The 18628-nt window shown below is 65.2% G+C and carries 14 protein-coding genes; 5 read left to right on the top strand and 9 right to left on the bottom strand.

Annotated features, from left to right (window positions below; genetic code table 11):
• Positions 1 to 16: 16 nt before the first annotated feature.
• The 5 genes from RAD15_RS14445 to RAD15_RS14425 form a co-directional block, all read right to left on the bottom strand.
• Positions 17 to 334: a proton-translocating transhydrogenase family protein gene (locus tag RAD15_RS14445; RefSeq protein WP_018317801.1), complete on the bottom strand. Its 318-nt coding sequence runs from the start codon at positions 332 to 334 to the stop codon at positions 17 to 19.
• Positions 335 to 345: 11 nt separating this feature from the next.
• Positions 346 to 1473 carry a Re/Si-specific NAD(P)(+) transhydrogenase subunit alpha gene (locus RAD15_RS14440; protein ID WP_458178453.1) on the bottom strand — a complete coding sequence of 376 codons (1128 nt, stop codon included), beginning with the start codon at positions 1471 to 1473 and terminating at the stop codon, positions 346 to 348.
• A gap of 143 nt (positions 1474 to 1616) precedes the next feature.
• Positions 1617 to 1769 (bottom strand): aa3-type cytochrome c oxidase subunit IV, encoded by a 153-nt coding sequence (locus RAD15_RS14435; RefSeq protein ID WP_018317799.1) that lies wholly within the window; start codon positions 1767 to 1769, stop codon positions 1617 to 1619.
• Positions 1770 to 1910: 141 nt separating this feature from the next.
• Entirely contained in the window at positions 1911 to 4880 is a 2970-nt protein-coding gene (locus RAD15_RS14430) for a cell division protein (RefSeq protein ID WP_458178451.1), read from the bottom strand.
• A 192-nt stretch (positions 4881 to 5072) separates the two neighbouring features.
• Positions 5073 to 7040, bottom strand: a complete 1968-nt coding sequence (locus tag RAD15_RS14425) for a M3 family oligoendopeptidase (protein WP_458178449.1) — start codon at positions 7038 to 7040, stop codon at positions 5073 to 5075.
• A 127-nt stretch (positions 7041 to 7167) separates the two neighbouring features.
• Between RAD15_RS14425 and RAD15_RS14420 the strand changes: the two genes are divergently transcribed.
• From RAD15_RS14420 to RAD15_RS14410, 3 genes are all read left to right on the top strand, one after another.
• The gene (locus RAD15_RS14420) at positions 7168 to 8664 is read left to right on the top strand and encodes a sigma-54-dependent transcriptional regulator (RefSeq protein WP_458178447.1); all 1497 of its coding nucleotides are present in this window, start codon (positions 7168 to 7170) and stop codon (positions 8662 to 8664) included.
• 347 nt (positions 8665 to 9011) lie between these two features.
• Positions 9012 to 11207 (top strand): L,D-transpeptidase family protein, encoded by a 2196-nt coding sequence (locus RAD15_RS14415; protein WP_458178445.1) that lies wholly within the window; start codon positions 9012 to 9014, stop codon positions 11205 to 11207.
• A gap of 283 nt (positions 11208 to 11490) precedes the next feature.
• Entirely contained in the window at positions 11491 to 13107 is a 1617-nt protein-coding gene (locus tag RAD15_RS14410; RefSeq protein ID WP_458178443.1) for a DUF882 domain-containing protein, read from the top strand.
• A 131-nt stretch (positions 13108 to 13238) separates the two neighbouring features.
• On the opposite strand, the gene RAD15_RS14405 is transcribed toward RAD15_RS14410, so the two are convergent.
• The 4 genes from RAD15_RS14405 to RAD15_RS14390 all read right to left on the bottom strand — a co-directional run bounded on the left by RAD15_RS14405 (position 13239) and on the right by RAD15_RS14390 (position 16355).
• Positions 13239 to 13664 (bottom strand): DUF1801 domain-containing protein, encoded by a 426-nt coding sequence (locus RAD15_RS14405; RefSeq protein ID WP_458178587.1) that lies wholly within the window; start codon positions 13662 to 13664, stop codon positions 13239 to 13241.
• Between the two features lie 46 nt (positions 13665 to 13710).
• Positions 13711 to 15465: an adenylate/guanylate cyclase domain-containing protein gene (locus tag RAD15_RS14400; RefSeq protein WP_458178441.1), complete on the bottom strand. Its 1755-nt coding sequence runs from the start codon at positions 15463 to 15465 to the stop codon at positions 13711 to 13713.
• Between the two features lie 114 nt (positions 15466 to 15579).
• Positions 15580 to 15852 (bottom strand): DUF2312 domain-containing protein, encoded by a 273-nt coding sequence (locus RAD15_RS14395; protein ID WP_097659825.1) that lies wholly within the window; start codon positions 15850 to 15852, stop codon positions 15580 to 15582.
• A 197-nt stretch (positions 15853 to 16049) separates the two neighbouring features.
• Positions 16050 to 16355: a DUF1244 domain-containing protein gene (locus RAD15_RS14390; RefSeq protein WP_458178439.1), complete on the bottom strand. Its 306-nt coding sequence runs from the start codon at positions 16353 to 16355 to the stop codon at positions 16050 to 16052.
• Between the two features lie 179 nt (positions 16356 to 16534).
• Between RAD15_RS14390 and RAD15_RS14385 the strand changes: the two genes are divergently transcribed.
• Complete coding sequence (locus tag RAD15_RS14385) at positions 16535 to 17116, top strand: DUF1036 domain-containing protein (RefSeq protein ID WP_458178437.1); 582 nt, start codon at positions 16535 to 16537, stop codon at positions 17114 to 17116.
• A complete protein-coding gene (gene pyk, locus RAD15_RS14380) occupies positions 17113 to 18549 on the top strand; it encodes a pyruvate kinase (protein WP_458178435.1) in 1437 nt (478 codons plus the stop codon). Before RAD15_RS14385 ends, pyk begins: the two co-directional genes overlap by 4 nt.
• Positions 18550 to 18628: the final 79 nt, after the last annotated feature.

Here is an 18628-nt window from a genome sequence, read left to right as displayed (position 1 = left end):
AGCCCGAGGTGGCCGCTTACTTCGACTTCTTCTTGTACATCGCCAGCATGCGCTGGGTGACAAGGAAGCCGCCAAATATGTTCACGCAGGCGAAGATCAGCGCGACGAAGCCGAAGGCGCGCGCCCAGCCCGAGCCGCTCGAGACATTCGCAACGCCGCCGGCCAGCAGCGCGCCGACCACGATCACCGAGGAGATCGCGTTGGTCACGCTCATCAGCGGCGTGTGCAGTGCCGGCGTCACCGACCACACCACGAAATAGCCGACGAAGACGGCGAGGACGAAGATCGACAGCCGGAAGATGAAGGGGTCGACGACCTGTGCAGCGTGTTCCATGACGGGTCTCCTTAGGCCTTCGGCTGAAAGTTCGGGTGGATCACGGCGCCGTCCTTGGTCAGGGCGGTGGCCTTGACGAGCTCGTCGTCCCAGTTCACGGCGAGCTTCTTCTCCGTCTTGTCGACCATGGTCTCGATGAAGGAGAACAGATTGCGGGCATAGAGGCTGGAGGCCGAGGCCGCGACGCGGCCGGCGACGTTGGTGTAGCCGACGATCTTGATGCCATCGAGGTCGACGACCTCGCCCGGCTTCGCACCCTCGACATTGCCGCCGCGCTCGACGGCGAGATCGACCAGCACCGAGCCGGGCTTCATCGACCTGACCATCTCGCCCGAGACGAGCTTCGGCGCCGGCCGGCCCGGGATCAGCGCGGTGGTGATCACGATGTCCTGCTTCTTGATGTGCTCGGCGGTGAGCGCGGCCTGCTTGGCCTGGTACTCCTTGGACATTTCCTTGGCGTAGCCGCCCGCGGTCTGCGCGTTCTTGAACTCCTCGTCCTCGACCGCGAGGAATTTTGCGCCGAGCGATTCGACCTGCTCTTTCGTCGCGGGGCGTACGTCGGTGGCGGTGACGATGGCGCCGAGACGGCGCGCGGTCGCGATCGCCTGGAGGCCGGCGACGCCGACGCCCATCACGAACACCTTGGCCGCGGGCACGGTGCCGGCGGCGGTCATCATCATCGGGAAGGCGCGGCCGAAGGCCTCGGCGCCCTCGATCACGGCGCGGTAGCCGGCAAGGTTCGCCTGCGACGACAGCACGTCCATCACCTGAGCGCGGGTGATGCGCGGCATCAGTTCCATCGCGAAGGCGGAAACGCCGGCATCGGCGATCGTCTTCAGCGCGGCTTCGTTGCCATAGGGATCCATGATGGCGATGACGAGCGCGCCGCGCTTGTACTGCGCAAGCTCGGAGGCCTCGGGACGCTTCACCTTGATGATGATGTCGGCGTCCTTCAGCGCGTCGGCGCTGACCGTGGCGCCCACAGCGGTAAATTCGGAATCCGGCAGGCCCGATTTGAGGCCGGCGCCCGGCTCGACGGCGATCTCGGCGCCCAGCGCCTTGAACTTCTTCACCGTATCAGGCGAAGCGGCGACGCGCGGCTCCGACGGATCGATTTCCTTGGCAACGGCGATCTTCATAGGCCCTCCGGCGGCGCGGGACAGCGCGCGCGCAAAACTAAGCGTTACTCCCGCAGCGTTCGATACCGGTTTTAGAACCGGCTTGGATGCAAATATTCTGAGCAACTGCTGCCACTGACGTGTGCAGCTGCCGATCGATCAGGTCAGGTCAGGAAGATCGCCATCAGAATCACGATGAGCGCGACCGAGGCCGTGCCGTACTTCACCAGCTTGATGAAGCCCTCATAGGTCTGCTCGTGGGCAACGTAGTCGTTGCCGTCGGCGGTGCTGTACGCCACTTCGCTATGGTCAGCCATGGATTGTCCCCAGTCGAAAGTCGAATTCTTTGGCTGGGATACCGCAAACTTTCCGGCAGGGCAACGGCAGGCGGGCGCGGTTTTGCCGCAAATCAGGTCATTTGGAATTCCGATTGCCGGGAATCGGGGCTCCCGCGCAGCTCAGCCCTGATCGATCATCGTGACGGCGGGGCTCGCGGCCCGTCGTTCGGGCACCGCAAGACCGAGCGCCTCGCGGACCGCGTCGATCGCCTCCTCGCCGGCCTCGGTGAAGCGGGCCGTGCGCGGCGCCGTGCCGGGACCGACCGCCACGGGATGGTCGCCGGCCAGGAAACCATGGGTCATGTGGAAGCCCAGCGCACGATAGACCTCGAACTGCTCCTCCGAGAAGAACTGGTCGCCGGTGGTCTCGTGGGGGAAGGTGTCGTGACGCCGCGCATAGTCGCGGATGTAATCGTTCTCGTCGCTGGAGAGCGAGGACTTGATATAGACGAGATAGCCCTTGTCATCGCCGCCATAGTCGATGACGCCGATCGCCACGTGAACGTGGTCCCTGGCAGCCTCGTCCGGCGCGTCGCGGGTTGCCCGTGCGGACGTCCTGTCGGCATTCTCGGCCATGATGGCGCGCGTGCGGTCGCGGATCGGCGTCCAGGGCAGATCGATCCGGACCCCGAGGTCGATGCGGGCATAGCGCTGGAGCTTCATCAGCGAGGAGAAATTCATCGGCGCGTCGGCTTCCGCGTCGACCACGACGATCACCTTGCAGCGCCGGCGCAGCAGCTCATAGACGCCGAGATTTTCGATGTGACCGCCGTCGGTGAGATAGACGCCGTCACTGTTCTCGTAGAGACGGCCCGATATCTCCGACCACAGGAACAAGGGCGTGGAGCGGCGCTGCGGCCGGACGGCGGCCTCGACATAGCGCGGGTTGCTCAGCCAGTAGCCGAGCCGCACGTTCAACAGCGCGAGCGTCGGCGTCAGCGCCTTGATCGAGCTCGAGCCCATGTTCGACGACGCCGCCGCCCCCGAGATCGCCATGGCGGTGGCGAGGTCGAGGCTTTGCTCCAGACGCTCCACCGCCTCCGTTTTGGCGTAGCGCGTTGCCTCGCTGCCGACATAGAGCGGCGAGAAGACGAAGAAGTCCGCATTGCGACCGCGCCGGTTGGCAAAGTCCGACCCCTGGATGTTGAGCGCCGTGTTGATGAGATGATAGGGCGCTCCCAGCTTCGGCCCGGTCCGCCGATAGCCCACCACGGCATCGTCATTCGCGACCGCATAGAGCTCGCTCAGCTTCATGCGGTCGAGCGGCTTGAAATCCCGCCCCTGGTCGAGGCTCGCCTCGGCGCGCGCGATGTCGCCGTCCGCCGCACGGCCGGGGTCGAACAGAAAAGCCTTGCTCAGCCGATCGCGGTACAGGCGGTGAAGCGAATTCGCATTGGGCGTCAGAGACCAGGAGATCGCAAACAGCAGCAGGCCGACGAGCGTATAGAGGATCACCACCGGCAGGCTGTGCGCGTAGCCGGAGCCTTGATCGGACCAGTCGAATTGTCTTGCGACGTTGCTGGCGGCGAATCTGAGCCAGGCCGGAACGTGGGAGACCGGCGTCAACCAATCCGTCGTCGCCGTCGTTGCGGCGGGCTGTGGCGTGATCTCGGCCGAGAAGGTGCCCGCGCCCGCATCGAACTGGATCTTGCCCGCCAGATTGCCGGACGCCGGCACGGTCGACTTGTTGGCGGCCAGGCAGCTCCGCTGCGCAAGGACGGTCAGGGGCGCCTGACACTTCTCGAGCGGATCGTTGGCGATGCCCCAATAGGACAAATAGAGATAGGCGACCCAGATGATCAGCGGCAGCGCCAGGCCGGCGATCCACAACGCGACCTTGGCAACGATCTTGAGCAAGAGCGAGCCCCATTGCGAGGATACGCTGTTGCCCTTCAGGAATTCGGCGAATTGCTGTCTGAAGGCCGTGACGAATACGGCGATCGGTGCGGCAATCGCGGCGAGCGACTTGATCCAGGTGACTGCGACACCGCCGACCGGCCCGCCGATCGCGTGGCTGTCGACGACATCGAACATCTGCGACAGCATGAACGGCTGGAACTCGACGAACGCAATCGCGGTGAGCAACACCAGGAAGGTCGCGCCGGCGGTCGGCCAATGCGAGCGAAACTCCTGACGCTTCTCGGGACTCGCAAACGACTGCTTGAGCGCCCAGCCGAAGAACAGGCCGACACCGATGATCGCCGTTGCCAGCGTCAGCGCGAAATTCCTGATCTGCAGGACGCGCGCGAAGTCGCAGGCGATGCCGAGCAGGAACGCGATTGCCGCGGCATAGGTGAAGAAGACGGTCGGACCCGTGCCCCGCTCGGCGCGGGAGACGAGATAGGCTATTCCGCCGCAGGCAAGCAGCCCCAGCGCGACGATCGCGCCGATCGCCGTGAAGCCGAAGCGGTCCGCAATCCAGCCGAAATGATGCAGTTCACATTGCGGCGAAGCACCGTCGGCGATGTCGATTCCGAAGAAATTTGCGACGGTCAGGCAGCTGCGCAGCGGCGTCGACCAGATCGTGACCGCTGCGAGCAGCAGCACGGCGGGCAGTGTCAGCCCGATATTGGCGATCAGTCCGCGCACCACGATCGCAATGCCGGTCAGGAGATCGCGGAAGCCGGCGGGGATCAGGTAGTTGGAGTAATTCCTGATATGCCCGACCGCGGGCGTATCACTGATCTCGTTCGCGGTCGCGGTGCCGCCCGAGGGTCTTTCCCCGAACACGAAACGCCCGGTGACCGTCATGGTCGCGCTGAGCGAGGTGCCGATATAGCCGCCGCCCGAGACCGTCGAGAGATAGTCGATCCGCCGAACCAGATTGTGGTGGTTCAGGGCCTGAAGGACGCCGAGGCAAAGCGCCGAGGAGCGGATGCCGCCGCCTGACAATGCGAGCCCGGTGGCGTCGAGCATCTGGCAGGATTGCAGACCATCGGTGCAGATCTGACGCGTCGCTTCGCGACGTGTGTTGATCGCCTCGATCTCGTCGCGAACGATCTGGTGATGCTTCTCGCACCAGGGCATCTCCTCGTCGGACCGAGGCGCCCGGGCTTCGACGGGCTGCGTGGGCTGGACCTGATCGAGCATGTGCGCCTCCCCAGGGCGGCGGAGCACCGGCAATCAATGATTGTAAACAATAGCCTTATGGGAATTAGTCTCGCCGGGGATGCAAACGTTCAATCCCACAGCGTAGGCGCGCGCGACCCGCTGCATGGCGAGGCGCCGGAACTCACGCCGGCGCGGCATCTTCGAAAGCAGCCTTGGGCCGAGGTCGTTGCCTCAGCCCATCGCCTCCAGCTCGTCGATCATGCCGGCGATGACCGAGAGCCCGCCGTCCCAGAATTTGGGATCCTTGGCATCGAGCCCGAACGGCCGCAGCAGTTCGGAATAGTGCTTGGTGCCGCCGGCGGCGAGCATGTCGAGGTAGCGCTCGGCAAAGCCCTCGGCCGCGTTCTCGTAGACCGCATAGAGCGAGTTCACGAGGCAATCGCCGAAGGCATAGGCGTAGACGTAGAACGGCGAATGGATGAAGTGCGGGATGTACATCCAGTAGTTCTCGTAGCCCGCCTTGATCTCGATCGCGGGCCCCAGGCTCTCGCCCTGCACCGAGAGCCAGATCTCGCCGAGCCGCGTCGCGGTGAGCTCGCCGTTCTTGCGCTCGGTGTGGACCGCGCGCTCAAACGAATAGAACGCGATCTGCCGCACCACGGTGTTGATCATGTCCTCGACCTTGCCGGCGAGCAGCGCCTGGCGCTGTTTCGCATTTCTGGTCTGGGCCAGGAGCCGCTTGAAGGTGAGCATCTCGCCGAACACGCTCGCGGTCTCCGCCAGCGTCAGGGGCGTCGGCGCCATCAGCGCGCCGTTCTTCGCCGCCAGCACCTGGTGCACGCCATGGCCGAGCTCGTGGGCGAGCGTCATCACGTCGCGCGGCTTGCCCTGGTAGTTCATCAGCACGTAGGGGTGCGCCGACGGCGTGGTCGGATGCGAGAACGCGCCCGGCGCCTTGCCCGGCCGCACCGGCGCATCGATCCAGCGATCGGTGAAGAAACGCTCGGCGATGTCGGCCATTTCAGGCGAGAAGCCGCGATAGGCCGTCAGCACCATGTTCCGCGCGTCAGGCCAGCCGATGACATCGGTCGCAGCAAAAGGCAGCGGCGCGTTGCGGTCCCAATAAGCGAGCCGCTTCTTGCCGAACCACTTCGCCTTCAGCGCGTAATAGCGATGCGACAGCTTCGGATAGGCCGCGCGCACGGAGGCGACCAGCGCATCCACCACCTCGCGCTCGACGCGGTTGTTCAGGTGGCGGGAATCCGCGACGTCCCGAAAACCGCGCCAGCGGTCGGAGATGTCCTTGTCCTTGGCGAGCGTGTTGGTGATGAGCGCAAAGGTGCGCTCATTGGCCTTGAAGGTCTTCGCCAGCGCCTCGGCCGCGCTCTTGCGCTTGGCGCCGTCGCGGTCCTGCAACAGGTTGAGCGTCGGCTCGATGGCCAATTCCTTGGCACCGACCTTGAAGCGCAGGCCCGAAATAGTCTGGTCGAACAGCCGGTTGAAGGCGGAATAGCCGGTCTGCGCCTTCTCCAGGAAAAGCTGCTCGAGTTTGTCGTCGAGCTGGTACGGCTTCTCCTTGCGCAGATCCTCGATCCACGGACGATAATGCGCGAGCTCGGCGGCCTGCATCGCGCGGTTCAAAATATCGTCATCGACGCGGTTGAGCTCGAGCGCGAAGAACAGAAGATGCGTGGACGCGGCCGTCAGCCGCTCGGAGACATCGCCGTAAAACTTTGAAATCGCAGGGTCCACGCTGTCGCCGGCATGGACGAGACCGGCATAGGAGCCGAGACGGCCGGCGAGATCGTCGATCGTCTCATAGCGGCGCACGGCTCCCGCGAGCCATTTTCCGCCATCTTCCTTTGCTGTCCCTGTTGCGAGCTTGCCCTTGTAGTCGGTCTCGAACGCGACGCAGTCGGCATCCATCTTGTCGAGATCGCGCGCCACTTCCGGCGCATCGATCCCGGAATAGAGATCGGCGAGGTTCCACTCCGGAAGCTTGCCGGTCTTGCTCGCAGGTTTTGCGGACGAAGGCTTGGCAAGTGAAGACTTGGAGAGTGAAGGCTTGGCGAGTAAAGGCTTGGAGGGCTTTGCCTTGGCAACGGATTTCTTGGCGGCAGATTTCTTGGCAGCGGATGTCTTGGTGGCTGGCTTGCGGAGAGCAGACTTCGTCAAGGCAGACTTGGAGCGCGAATTCATTGTGTGGGAAACCTGTGTTCAACAAGCGCGGCGGCGGGCGGGGGCATCAAGGTTTAAGAGTGTGTTAATCGGCTTCGGCCAGAGTGCCCCGATTCGAGACAGATAGTAGTAGCGTGCGGGGAACACCATGGCTGCCAGTATTTTGATCGCCGACGACGACGCTGTAGCCCGCCGGCTGGTCGAGAACATGGTGCAGAAATGCGGCTATGACACGATCGTCGTCGAGTCCGGCGACGCCGCGATCGCCGCCCTCACCGCCCCCGACGCGCCGGCCATCGACGGCGTCATCCTCGATCTGGTGATGCCCGGCCTCGACGGCATGGGCGTGCTGACGAAAATCCGCGAAGCCGGCCTCAGCGTCCCCGTCATCGTGCAGACCGCCCATGGCGGCATCGACAACGTGATCTCGGCGATGCGCGCCGGCGCGGCTGATTTCGTGGTCAAGCCGGTCGGCCTGGAGCGGCTCCAGGTCTCCTTGCGCAACGCACTCAATGCGTCTGCGCTCAAGGGCGAATTGCAGCGCATCCGTCACAGCCGCGAGGGCCGGCTGACCTTCTCCGACATCATCACGCGCGCCGAGGCGATGGAGGGCGTGATGCGCGCCGCGCAGAAGGCGGCGGGCTCGTCGATCCCCGTGCTGATCGAGGGCGAGTCCGGCGTCGGCAAGGAGATGTTCGCGCGCGCCATCCATGGCAGCGGCGAGCGCAAGGCCAAGCCGTTCGTCGCGGTCAATTGCGGCGCGATCCCTGACAATCTCGTCGAGTCCATTCTGTTCGGCCATGAGAAGGGCGCCTTCACCGGCGCCACCGACCGGCACACGGGCAAGTTCGTCGAGGCCCATGGCGGCACGCTGTTCCTGGACGAAGTCAGCGAGCTGCCGTTGACCGCGCAGGTCAAGCTGCTCCGCGCGCTGCAGGAAGGCGCGGTCGAGGCGGTCGGCGGACGCAAGCCCGTCAAGGTCGACGTCCGCATCATCTCGGCGACCAATCGCCGGCTGCTGGAACGGGTGAAGCAGGGCCATTTCCGCGAGGACCTGTTCTACCGCCTTCACGTGCTGCCGCTGACGATCCCCTCGCTGCGCGCCCGGCGCGAGGACATCCCGCATCTGCTGCGGCACTTTCTGGCGCGCTTTGCCGCCGAGGAAAACCGCCCCATCGCCGGCATCAGCGGCGAGGCCGTGGCCCATCTCGCCCAGCTCGACTGGCCCGGCAACATCCGTCAGCTCGAAAATGCGGTTTACCGCGCGGTGGTGATGAGCGACGGCGACCAGCTCGGTCTTGGCGACTTTCCCATCCTCGCTTCGCAGCCGCACCCCACGACGGACATTCCGACCGCACCGCTGATGCTCGAGTCGATCGCGGCGCCCTCGCTGGTATCGGGTAATGAAATACCGATCGTCCCGCTCCCGGCGGCGGGAACTCTCTCCATGCTGACCCCGACCGGCGATATCCGCCCACTGGAGGAGATGGAGAACGAGATCATCCGCTTCGCGATCTCGCACTATCGCGGACAGATGTCGGAGGTCGCCCGCCGCCTCAAAATCGGCCGGTCCACCCTCTATCGCAAACTCGACGAAGCCGGGGTTCCCGGCCATGGCGGGAAAAGCGGTGAGGAGACGCACTGAGCCTCATGCGAACGGAGGTTCGCGCGTCGGCGCGAGACCGCTCTAAGCCGTTCGCATGACGAGAGATTTCGACTGCCGCTTGAACCGTGACTTGGAAGTGACAGACACAGGGAAAAGCGCTTAGGGCAAGCGCACAATCCGTTGCCAAGAGGCTCCCTTGAAGTCAGTTTGGCGTGAGTTGTCCTGGTTAGCGCTGGCTGCAAAACCGGGGCCTGTATATCGTCTGCGTATGAATCGTTGCGTGCAGGCGTGCAACTTTCGAGAGGCCGGCGCGGTTTAGCCGAAAACTCACTAGACGATAACGAAGCTGTTCCACGAGGGACAGTTCACCCGAGGGGTGCGACACAATGCGTGACTGTTTGAACCACCGTGCAGGCTTTGACCGTGTCTTGATGACGGTCGCGGCGACCTTCCTCACGGTATCGGCCAGCTCGGCGCTGGCGCAGGATCAGGCGCGCAGCAGCGCTGCCGAGCTCGCGATCGAAGCCGCGATCCCGCGCCCCGAGCCCGCCAACGTCCCGCCTCCGACCGCATCCGACATCAAGCTCGACACCACCGCCACGGTTCAGGACGCGCCGAGGGAAGCTGCCAAGGAGCCCGTGAAGGCCGAAGTCGCACCGGCCCCCGACAAGGTCGAGACCAAGCCTTCCGACGTCGCGACCACGCCCGCGCCCGAGGCGCCGAACAGTGAGACCGCGAAGACCGAGCCCGCCAAAGCCGAGCCTGCCAAAGCCGACACTGCGACGGCAACGCCGGCTGCGCCCGCGGCACCCGCCGCTGCAGCGGCTCCTGCCGCCGAGCCCGTGAAGGCCGCCAGCAACGTTCCCGCCGCCGACCAGCCGGTTGCGGACAAGCTCAAGGACCTCATCGGCGCCAAGACCTCGCGCCATTTCGACCGCAAGAACGAGCGCGCGGCGATCGAGAAGTTTTACGGCGCACGCGACTTCGCGCCGGTCTGGACGCAAGGCGGCAGCCTGACCACTGCGGCCAAGGGCGTCATCGCGCGGCTGAAGGATGCCGCCTCCGACGGCCTCAATCCCACCGATTATCCGGTGCCGGATTTCGCCGCCGCCACCAACCCCGACGCGCTGGCCGATGCCGAGCTGAAGCTCACCGCCAGCATGTTCGACTATGCGCGCCAGGCGCAGAGCGGCCGCATGCACTGGTCGCAGGTCAGCGGCGACATCCTCTATCCCGAACATCCGGTCGACCCGGGCGAGGTGCTCGCCAAGGTCACGACCGCGACCGACGCCTCCGCCGCGCTCGACAGCTACAACCCGCCGCAGAAGCTCTACAAGGAGCTGAAGGCGAAGCTCGCGGAGCTCCGCGGCCAGGGCAGCGGCCCGGTGGTCGAGATCGCCGACGGCCCGGCTCTGAAGTACACCCCGGCCGGCAAGAAGCAGGCTGAAATGGTCGTTGAAGATTCGCGCGTGCCGCAGCTGCGCGCCAAGCTCGGCATCACCGAGAACGCCAGCGACACCCGCTATGACGCGACCGTCGCCGAAGCCGTGCGCAAATTCCAGAACAGCGCCGAGCTCAAGGCGACCGGCATCCTCGACGACAAGACGGTCAAGGCGATCAACACGCCGAAGCGCGACAAGCAGATCGACGTGGTGCTGGTCAACATGGAGCGCTGGCGCTGGCTGCCGCGCGACCTCGGCGTGCCCTCGCTGGGTGATGCCTATGTCATCCTCAACATTCCCGACTACACGCTGAAGGTGATGCAGCGCGGCCAGCAGGTCTGGACCACCCGCGTCGTCACCGGCAAGCCGGGCACGCATGCGACCCCGCTGCTCACCGAGACGATGAAGTACATTACGGTCAATCCGACCTGGAACGTGCCGCCGTCGATCGTCTACAACGAATACCTGCCGGCGCTTCAGCAGGACCCGACCGTGCTCCAGCGCATGGGCCTCAAGCTCGAACAGAACCGCGACGGCTCCGTGCACATCTCGCAGCCGCCGGGTGAAGCCAACGCGCTCGGCCGCATCCGCTTCAATTTCCCGAACAAGTTCCTGGTCTATCAGCACGACACGCCGGACAAGAACCTGTTCGCCCGGGACGATCGCGCCTTCAGCCATGGCTGCATGCGCGTGCAGAACCCGGATCAGTACGCGTCCGTCCTGCTCAACATCGCGATGCCGAACGAGAAGTACACGCCGGAGCGCGTGCGCAGCATGTACGGCAAGAGCGAGATCGACCTGAAATTCCCGACCCCGATCCCGGTCAACATCACGTATCAGACCGCGTTCGTGGATGATGGCGGCAAGCTGCAATTCCGCAAGGATGTCTATGGCCGCGACGCGACTATGATCAACATCCTGAAGAACGGCCGCGGCAAGGACCTCGAGAACGTGGTGGCGCATTCGCAGCCGAGCTATTCGCGCCCGGCGACGACGCTGCCCTCGGGCGTGGCGGTGGCCAACAATGGCGGCGGCTTCGGCTCCTCCGGTCCGAACTTCTTCGAGCGTCTGTTCGGAGCCCCGACCCCGCCGCCGGCCCCTGTCGGCCGTCGACCGCCGCAGCGGGTGTTTACCCGCTGAGGTCGCTGCGGCCCCTATTTTCCTGAAATTATACAATGATATCAACGCCTCCATCCTTGGGATGGGGGCGTTTAACGTTAACCATTCTCCACCTGACCTCGGGCAGCGGGCGTTTTTTTGCCACACTCAACCGGTTAGGTTTGTATTCTGACTTGGTTTGGGGGCGGGAAGGTCAACCTCAAATTAACCTTCTCGCTTTAAGAAAGCGTTCACCCTCTTTCGCGCGCTAACGGGGTTGGCGGGAGAGTCCATTTGAACGCTCGTCGACTGGGTGGGCTCATACGTGCTGATCGGTCTCGCACGCCAATTCGCTGTGCTGTCGTTGTCCCATGCGGGAGTGAAGGCCGGTTCCCGGATCGGCCTTGCTTCCGTATTGCTGCTTGCTGCCGCCGGTTCGGTTCATAACGCCGCCGCGCTGAACGAGACCAAGACCCTCTCCTTCCACCACACCCATTCCGGCGAAGACCTCACCGTCACCTTCAAGCGCGACGGCCGCTACGACGAGGCGGCGCTGAAGTCGCTCAACCACTTCCTGCGCGACTGGCGCACCCAGGACGAGACGGTCATGGACCGTCACCTCTTCGACATCCTCTGGGAAGTCTATCGCGACGTCGACGGCAAGCAGCCGATCCAGATCATCTCCTCCTACCGCTCCCCCGCCACCAACGCCATGCTCCGCCGCCGCTCCTCGGGCGTGGCGCGCTTCAGCCAGCACATGCTGGGACATGCGATGGACTTCTACATTCCGAACGTGCCGCTGGAGCAGATCCGCTTCGCAGGCCTGCGCCTGCAGCGCGGCGGCGTCGGCTTCTATCCGACCAGCGGCTCGCCCTTCGTGCATCTGGACACCGGCAGCATCCGGCACTGGCCGCGCATGACGCATGACCAGCTGGCCCGCGTGTTCCCCGACGGCCGCACCGTTCATGTTCCGACCGACGGCACGCCGCTGAAGGGTTATGAGCTCGCCAGGGCCGACATCGAGCGCCGCGGCAACGGTGACGATTCCGGCAGCAAGCCGAACTTCTTTGCCGCCCTGTTCAAGGGCAAGTCAGCCCCGGCTGCCAGCAGCAGCGACGAGGATGACGAGGGCGCGCCCGCCCCGGCCGCGAAGCCGGCGGCAGCGCCGACCGTGGTCGCAGCCGCAGCCAAGCCGGCTGATCCGGTGCCGACGCCGCGCGCCAAGCCGCAGGTCGCTGCTACCCTCCAGCTCGCCTCCGCCGACGCCCAGATCGTCGCGCCGCCCAAGCCGAAGCCCGCGCCCGTGGCTGACAAGCCGGCGGCCGGCAAATCTGTTGATGGCAAGCCCGAGACTCCCGCCGACATCATCAATGCCCGCGGCTTCTGGGACGCCCCGGCGACGCCGCAGCAGGCAACGCCGGCCCAAATCGCAGCGCTGAAGGCGCGCCAGGCCCTCGCCGCCGCCACCGATCCGCAACCGACCGCGAGCGTCTCCAACGCAACTCTTCAGGCCCTGGCTTACGCACCGGCCGCCTCCCCGGTCGATCGCACCAACGTCGTTGCCGCCTCCGCGCCGATCCCGCGTTCCGCCCGTCCCGCCTCCCGCAGCGTTGCCCAGGCGACCGAGATCAACACGGTGGTCGGCAAGAGCGTCGACGGCATGGTCGCAACCGCAACCCGTCTCTCGGCCGCCAAGGGCGAAAGCATCTGGCTCAAGATCGTGATGCTGTCGCCGAGCGCCAGCCGCGCGATGTCGGTCACGCTGATGGGCGAGCTCGACACGGCCGCAATGCGTGCCTACTTCGTCAAGCCGAAAGCCGTGGTCGCCATGGGCTTCACCGACGATCCGATGCAGGGCCTGACCTGCGACAGTTTCTCGGGCAGCGCCACCGCGAAGCTCGAGACGACGTCCTTCGTCGTGCGGACGGCAGCGCTGCGCTGAGGCGGATAGCCCCGCCATTTCCAAGACGTCAGTCTCGTAGCCCGGATGAGCGAAGCGACATCCGGGAAAGCGGCGCGCGCTGCAACGTCCCGGATATCGCTTCGCTCATCCGGGCTACAGGTCTGCGGCCTTTATCGCGCTTTCCTGCCCCGCCGATCCAGATGATACGTCAGCGCCAGCGACAGGCAGACCGTGAGCTCCCGCTTCGGCAGTTTGCCTGCCACTGGTAGCAGCAACGCCCTCGTCTGCCGATACTCGAACCGATCGGGAAAGCGCTCGCGAAAGGTGTCGACCAACGTCGTCTTGCAGTTGAACAGAATGGCGGCGTGCGCAGAATCCTTGACGCGTCCGAGCCGGATCGTTGAGCCGCTGCCCGTCTCATCCGTCAGATAAGCGGGCTCACCCCATTTGAGCGTTTCGCTGAGCCGGCCGACCTCGTCATGCGCGGCAGCTGTCGCAAAGATCAGATCGCGCACCTGAAGCAGCCGCTTGCGCATCGGCGCGGGAAAGGTATCGAAGGCCCGGCCCACCTCGGGCGGCAACAGCGGCTCAGTCACGGTCTCGCACTCGATGATCGCCAATCGGTCTCCGCTGTGCGCCAGATCAAGCCGGCAGGCCCGCCCGGAGAAGGCCTGCCTCATAGCGCTGACGATCGACGTCCCGCTTATAGTGCTGGGTCGAAAGATGACTGGCCACCGAAAATGCCGGTTCACGCTTGAGAACTTCGGCCGCGTGCGCGCCGGCAGCCACCGCGTTGCCCATTTGCGCAAAGATCCCCGCAAGGAACGCGTGATGGGTGTGATCGGGGCGTGAGATCCTCGAGAAGGCTTCGGCGGCTTCGGCGTATTTCTCGGCACAGTAATAGGCCCGCCCGAGATGGCTCCAGAACCGTTCCGGGTGATACGGGTTGAGCCGCATCGCCTTCTTGATCCAGTCGATGCCCTCCTCCGGCCTTCCCAGCCAGGTCAGCAATTCGCCCTGCTGCACCACCACGAGGTCATAGTTCGGGTTGAGCGCGAGCGCACGCTCCTGATGGTAGGTGGCCTTGTCATGGTCGTCGCGGTTCAGATTGAGTGCCGCGAGGATGCGGTGGACGTCGCTGTCATTGTCGTCGAGGACCAGCGCGGTCTCCAGCTCTGACGCCACCTGTTCGAAGGTGGCGTCGCGATCCGCGCACCAGCTGTAGACCCAGCTCTGGCCCAGGACGCAGGCCTTCCACGCATGCGCGTGAGCATAGTTCGCGTCGAGTTCGAGTGCCCGCTCGAGCAGAAGTCGCGCACGCGCATTGTCTTCGCGATTGGAGCGATGGTGCAGGGTCTTTGCGGCCAGCACGCATTCATAAGCCGCCATGTTGTCCGTCGGCTTGCGGTTGGCCCGATCGTGCGTGGCGGCCTCGACACGGCCGGGCAGCGTGGCGACAATCGCCCGGGTCATCTCGTCCTGGATAGCGAAGATGTCCTTGAGCTCGCCGTCGTAGCGCTCGGCCCAAATATGCCGATCGGTCTCCGCATCGATCAGCTGCACGGTGACGCGGACACGGTCCCCGGCCTTTCTCACGCTTCCCTCGATGACGTAATCGACACCGAATTCGCGGCCGACATCCTGCACCTTGACCGACTTTCCCTTGTACACGAAGGTCGAGTTGCGCGAGATCACCAGCAGGTCGTGGAAGCGTGAAAGCTCCGTAATGATGTCTTCGGTCAAACCGTCCGCAAAGAACTCCTGTTCCGGATCGCCGCTCATATTGGCGAACGGCAGCACGGCGATTGACGGCTTCTTCGACTTGCCAGTCGCCTTTGCAGCGCCCGTCGCGCCGGCGGGCGCATCCTCCAATCGAATCCGGTAGACGCGGATGGAACGCGCGATGTTCTTGACGTTCTGCTCGCCGATATCTTCGAAGGCAACTCCTTCGAGGCGCTGGCCCAGCTGGTCGCGCACCGCGCTTGAGATGCAGATGCCTCCAGGCTCGGCCAGTGTCTCCAACCGTGCCGCGACGTTGACGCCGTCGCCGAAAATGTCGTTCTGATCGACGATCACGTCGCCCAGATTGATACCGATGCGGAATTGTATCCATCGCGGCGGCGGGACATCGGCGTTGCGGCGCCCCATCCGGCTCTGAATTTCAGTGGCGCACAGCACTGCGTCGACGACGCTGTGGAATTCGACGAGCATGCCGTCGCCCGTCGTCTTGATGATGCGGCCGTGATTTTTGGCAATCGCCGGATCGATGAGCTCGATCCGGTGGGTCTTGAGGCGCGCGAGCGTGCCGCCCTCGTCGACCTCCATGAGCCGACTAAAGCCGACCATGTCAGCGGCGAGGACCGCGGCGAGCCTGCGCTCTGGTCCAGGCACATCCATTGCTCGGTCCCTTCACCGAGCACTTTAGCAGATGAGCGGATTTTGCCCAAGCGCGGGCCCCGCAAATTGCGGCCCGGCGAGGTACTCTTACGGGTGAGGCGGGTCCTGTCGCCTTCAGAGCATCCCCAGCGCCTGCATGTAGGTCTCGAGAATGGTCTCGGCCTCGGCGCGCTCGTTGGGGTCCTGCTTGCGCAGGCGCACGATGGTGCGCAGAGCCTTGACGTCGTAGCCGTTGCCCTTGCTCTCGGCATAGACGTCGCGGATGTCGTCGGAGATCGCCTTCTTCTCTTCCTCCAGCCGCTCGATGCGCTCGATGATGGATTTGAGCTGGTCCTTGGCAAATTTCGTCGCGGGCTCGTCGTCGCGGACGGCGGCGGTGGTGGCCATCTTGGTACTCCAAATGGAACTGGCAAAACGAGGTGACGCCGGCATCCCTCACCGCGCGTGCTGGGTAGACCCTTAGGGTCGCCGCCCACCGCGTTCAAGGCAGCATCGCGCTCGTCCACAGCGCGCCCACACCTTCCTGCGGGGGGCAGAAGAAAGCTGTTGTGTGATGCGACTCAGGCGATGCCCGCCGGCGCCGATTAATGCCCGTGGGGATGGACCTTCTTCATCGCCTCGATCTGCTCAGGCGTGGCCGTGCCCTGGTACTTGGACTTCCAGGTCTCGTAGGGCATGCCGTAGACGGCCTCGCGACTCTCGTCCTTGCTCAACGCGACGCCTTGGGCGTCGGCGGCGTCCTTGAGCCAGTTCGACAGGCAGTTGCGGCAAAAGCCCGCCAGATTCATCAGGTCGATGTTCTGGACATCCGTCCTGCCGCGCAAATGATCGACCAGGCGGCGGAAAGCGGCCGCCTCGAGCTCCGTTCTGGTTTTGTCGTCGATTGCCATGGCTGGATCCCTTAGGCCTGAATTGGCCCTGCCCCCGATGGCGGTCACCCTTACGGGATCAGGTGGGGTCCTGTCACAGATTTTGCCACATCGCGGCGCAAACGGGCTGAACCCAGCCCTCGGGGCGGTTCCCCGGCCCTACGCCAAATCGTCAATCATCTGGTATACGTTCCGCGACAATGATCGCCGAATCTCCCCGCTCCCCCCTTCGCCTGCTCGCCCGGTTGGTCCCGGTGCTGGTGGTTGGCCTGCTGTGCCTCTGGGCCAGCCCGGCCTCCGCCGATTTCCGCCTGTGCAACAACACCTCGAGCCGGGTCGGCATCGCGCTGGGCTACAAGGACGCCGAGGGCTGGACCACCGAGGGCTGGTGGAACATCTCGTCCCGCTCCTGCGAGACCCTGCTGCGGGGCACGCTGGTCGCCCGCTATTATTACATCTACGCCATCGACTATGACCGCGGCGGCGAATGGTCGGGCCAGGCCTTCATGTGTTCGCGCGACAAGGAATTCACCATCCGCGGCACCGAGGATTGCCTGGCGCGTGGCTACGACCGGACCGGCTATTTCGAGGTCGACACCGGCGAGCAGCGCGCCTGGACGGTGCAGCTCACCGATGCCAACGAACAGCCGGCGCAGCAGCGCGTGCCTGGCCTGCCCGGCCCGGTTGGCCCGGGCGGCGTTCCGGGTTTGCCCAATGGCCCGCCCGGTGCTACGCCCCCGGGCTCGCCCGGCCTGCCACCCCCGTCTGGAAATAAGCCATGAGGCGTCTTCGCCGTATCAAGATTCTCGCGACCCTGGGACCCGCCTCTTCAGACCTCGCGATGATCCGCCGCCTGTTCGAGGCCGGCGCCGACCTGTTCCGCATCAACATGAGCCACACCCCGCATGACAAGATGCGGGAGCTGGTGGCGACGATCCGCAACGTCGAGTCGAGCTACGGCCGGCCGATCGGCATCCTGGTCGACCTCCAGGGCCCGAAGCTCCGGCTCGGCGCGTTCGCGGAAGGCGCGGTGCAGCTCCAGAACGGCCAGATCTTTACGCTGGATTCCGACAAGACGCCGGGCGATGCCACCCGCGTCAATCTCCCGCATCCGGAGATCCTGGCTGCGCTCAGGCCGGGCCATTCGCTGCTGCTCGACGACGGCAAGGTGCGCCTGATCGCCGAAGAAACCTCGAAAGAGCACGCGGTGACCCGCGTCGTGGTCGGCGGCCGAATGTCCGACCGCAAGGGCGTCAGCCTGCCCGACACCGATCTGCCGGTCTCGGCGATGACGCCGAAGGACCGCGCCGACCTCGAGGCTGCGCTCGTCACCGGCGTCGACTGGATCGCGCTGTCCTTCGTGCAGCGCGCCGACGACGTGCTCGAGGCCAAGAAGATGATCCGCGGCCGCGCCGCCGTGATGGCCAAGATCGAGAAGCCGCAGGCGATCGATCGCCTCGCCGACATCATCGAGGCCTCCGACGCGCTGATGGTGGCGCGCGGCGACCTCGGCGTCGAACTGCCGCTGGAGCGCGTGCCGAGCCTGCAGAAGCAGATGACGCGGATGGCGCGCCGCGCCGGCAAGCCGGTGGTGATCGCGACCCAGATGCTGGAATCCATGATCCAGTCGCCGGTGCCGACCCGCGCCGAGGTCTCCGACGTCGCCACCGCCGTCTATGAAGGCGCCGACGCCATCATGCTGTCGGCGGAATCGGCGGCCGGCAAATTCCCGGTCGAGGCGGTCTCGACCATGAACCGCATCGGCGAGGAGGTCGAGCGTGACCCGACCTATCGCTCGGTGATCCTGGCCCAGCGGCCGGCACCTGAATCCACCGCCGGCGATGCCATCGCGGACGCCGCGCGGCAGATCGCCGAGACGCTCGACCTGCCCGCCTTGATCTGCTGGACCTCATCGGGCTCGACCGCGGTGCGGGTGGCGCGCGAGCGGCCGAAGCCGCCGATCGTGGCGATCACGCCCAACGTCACGGCAGGCCGCCGGCTCGCCGTCGTCTGGGGGGTGCATTGCGTGGTGGCGGAAGATGCGCGCGACCAGGACGACATGGTCGGCCGCGCCGGGCAGATCGCGTTCCGGGACGGCTTCGTCCGCGCCGGCCAGCGCGTGATCATCGTCGCCGGCGTGCCGCTCGGCATCCCCGGCACCACCAACATGGTGCGGATCGCCTCGGTCGGCCCCGAGGGCGAGGCGAATATCTAGCTCCGCCGGAACGCGCCAAACAAAAAAGTCGAAAACAACCCCATGCACAGTAGCCGGGCCGTCCGGCGAATTTGCTGCG

The organism is Bradyrhizobium sp. 14AA (genome assembly GCF_054185205.1).
The sequence above is the reverse complement of the archived record's forward strand: the minus strand, read 5'-3'. Positions and strand labels throughout refer to the sequence as shown.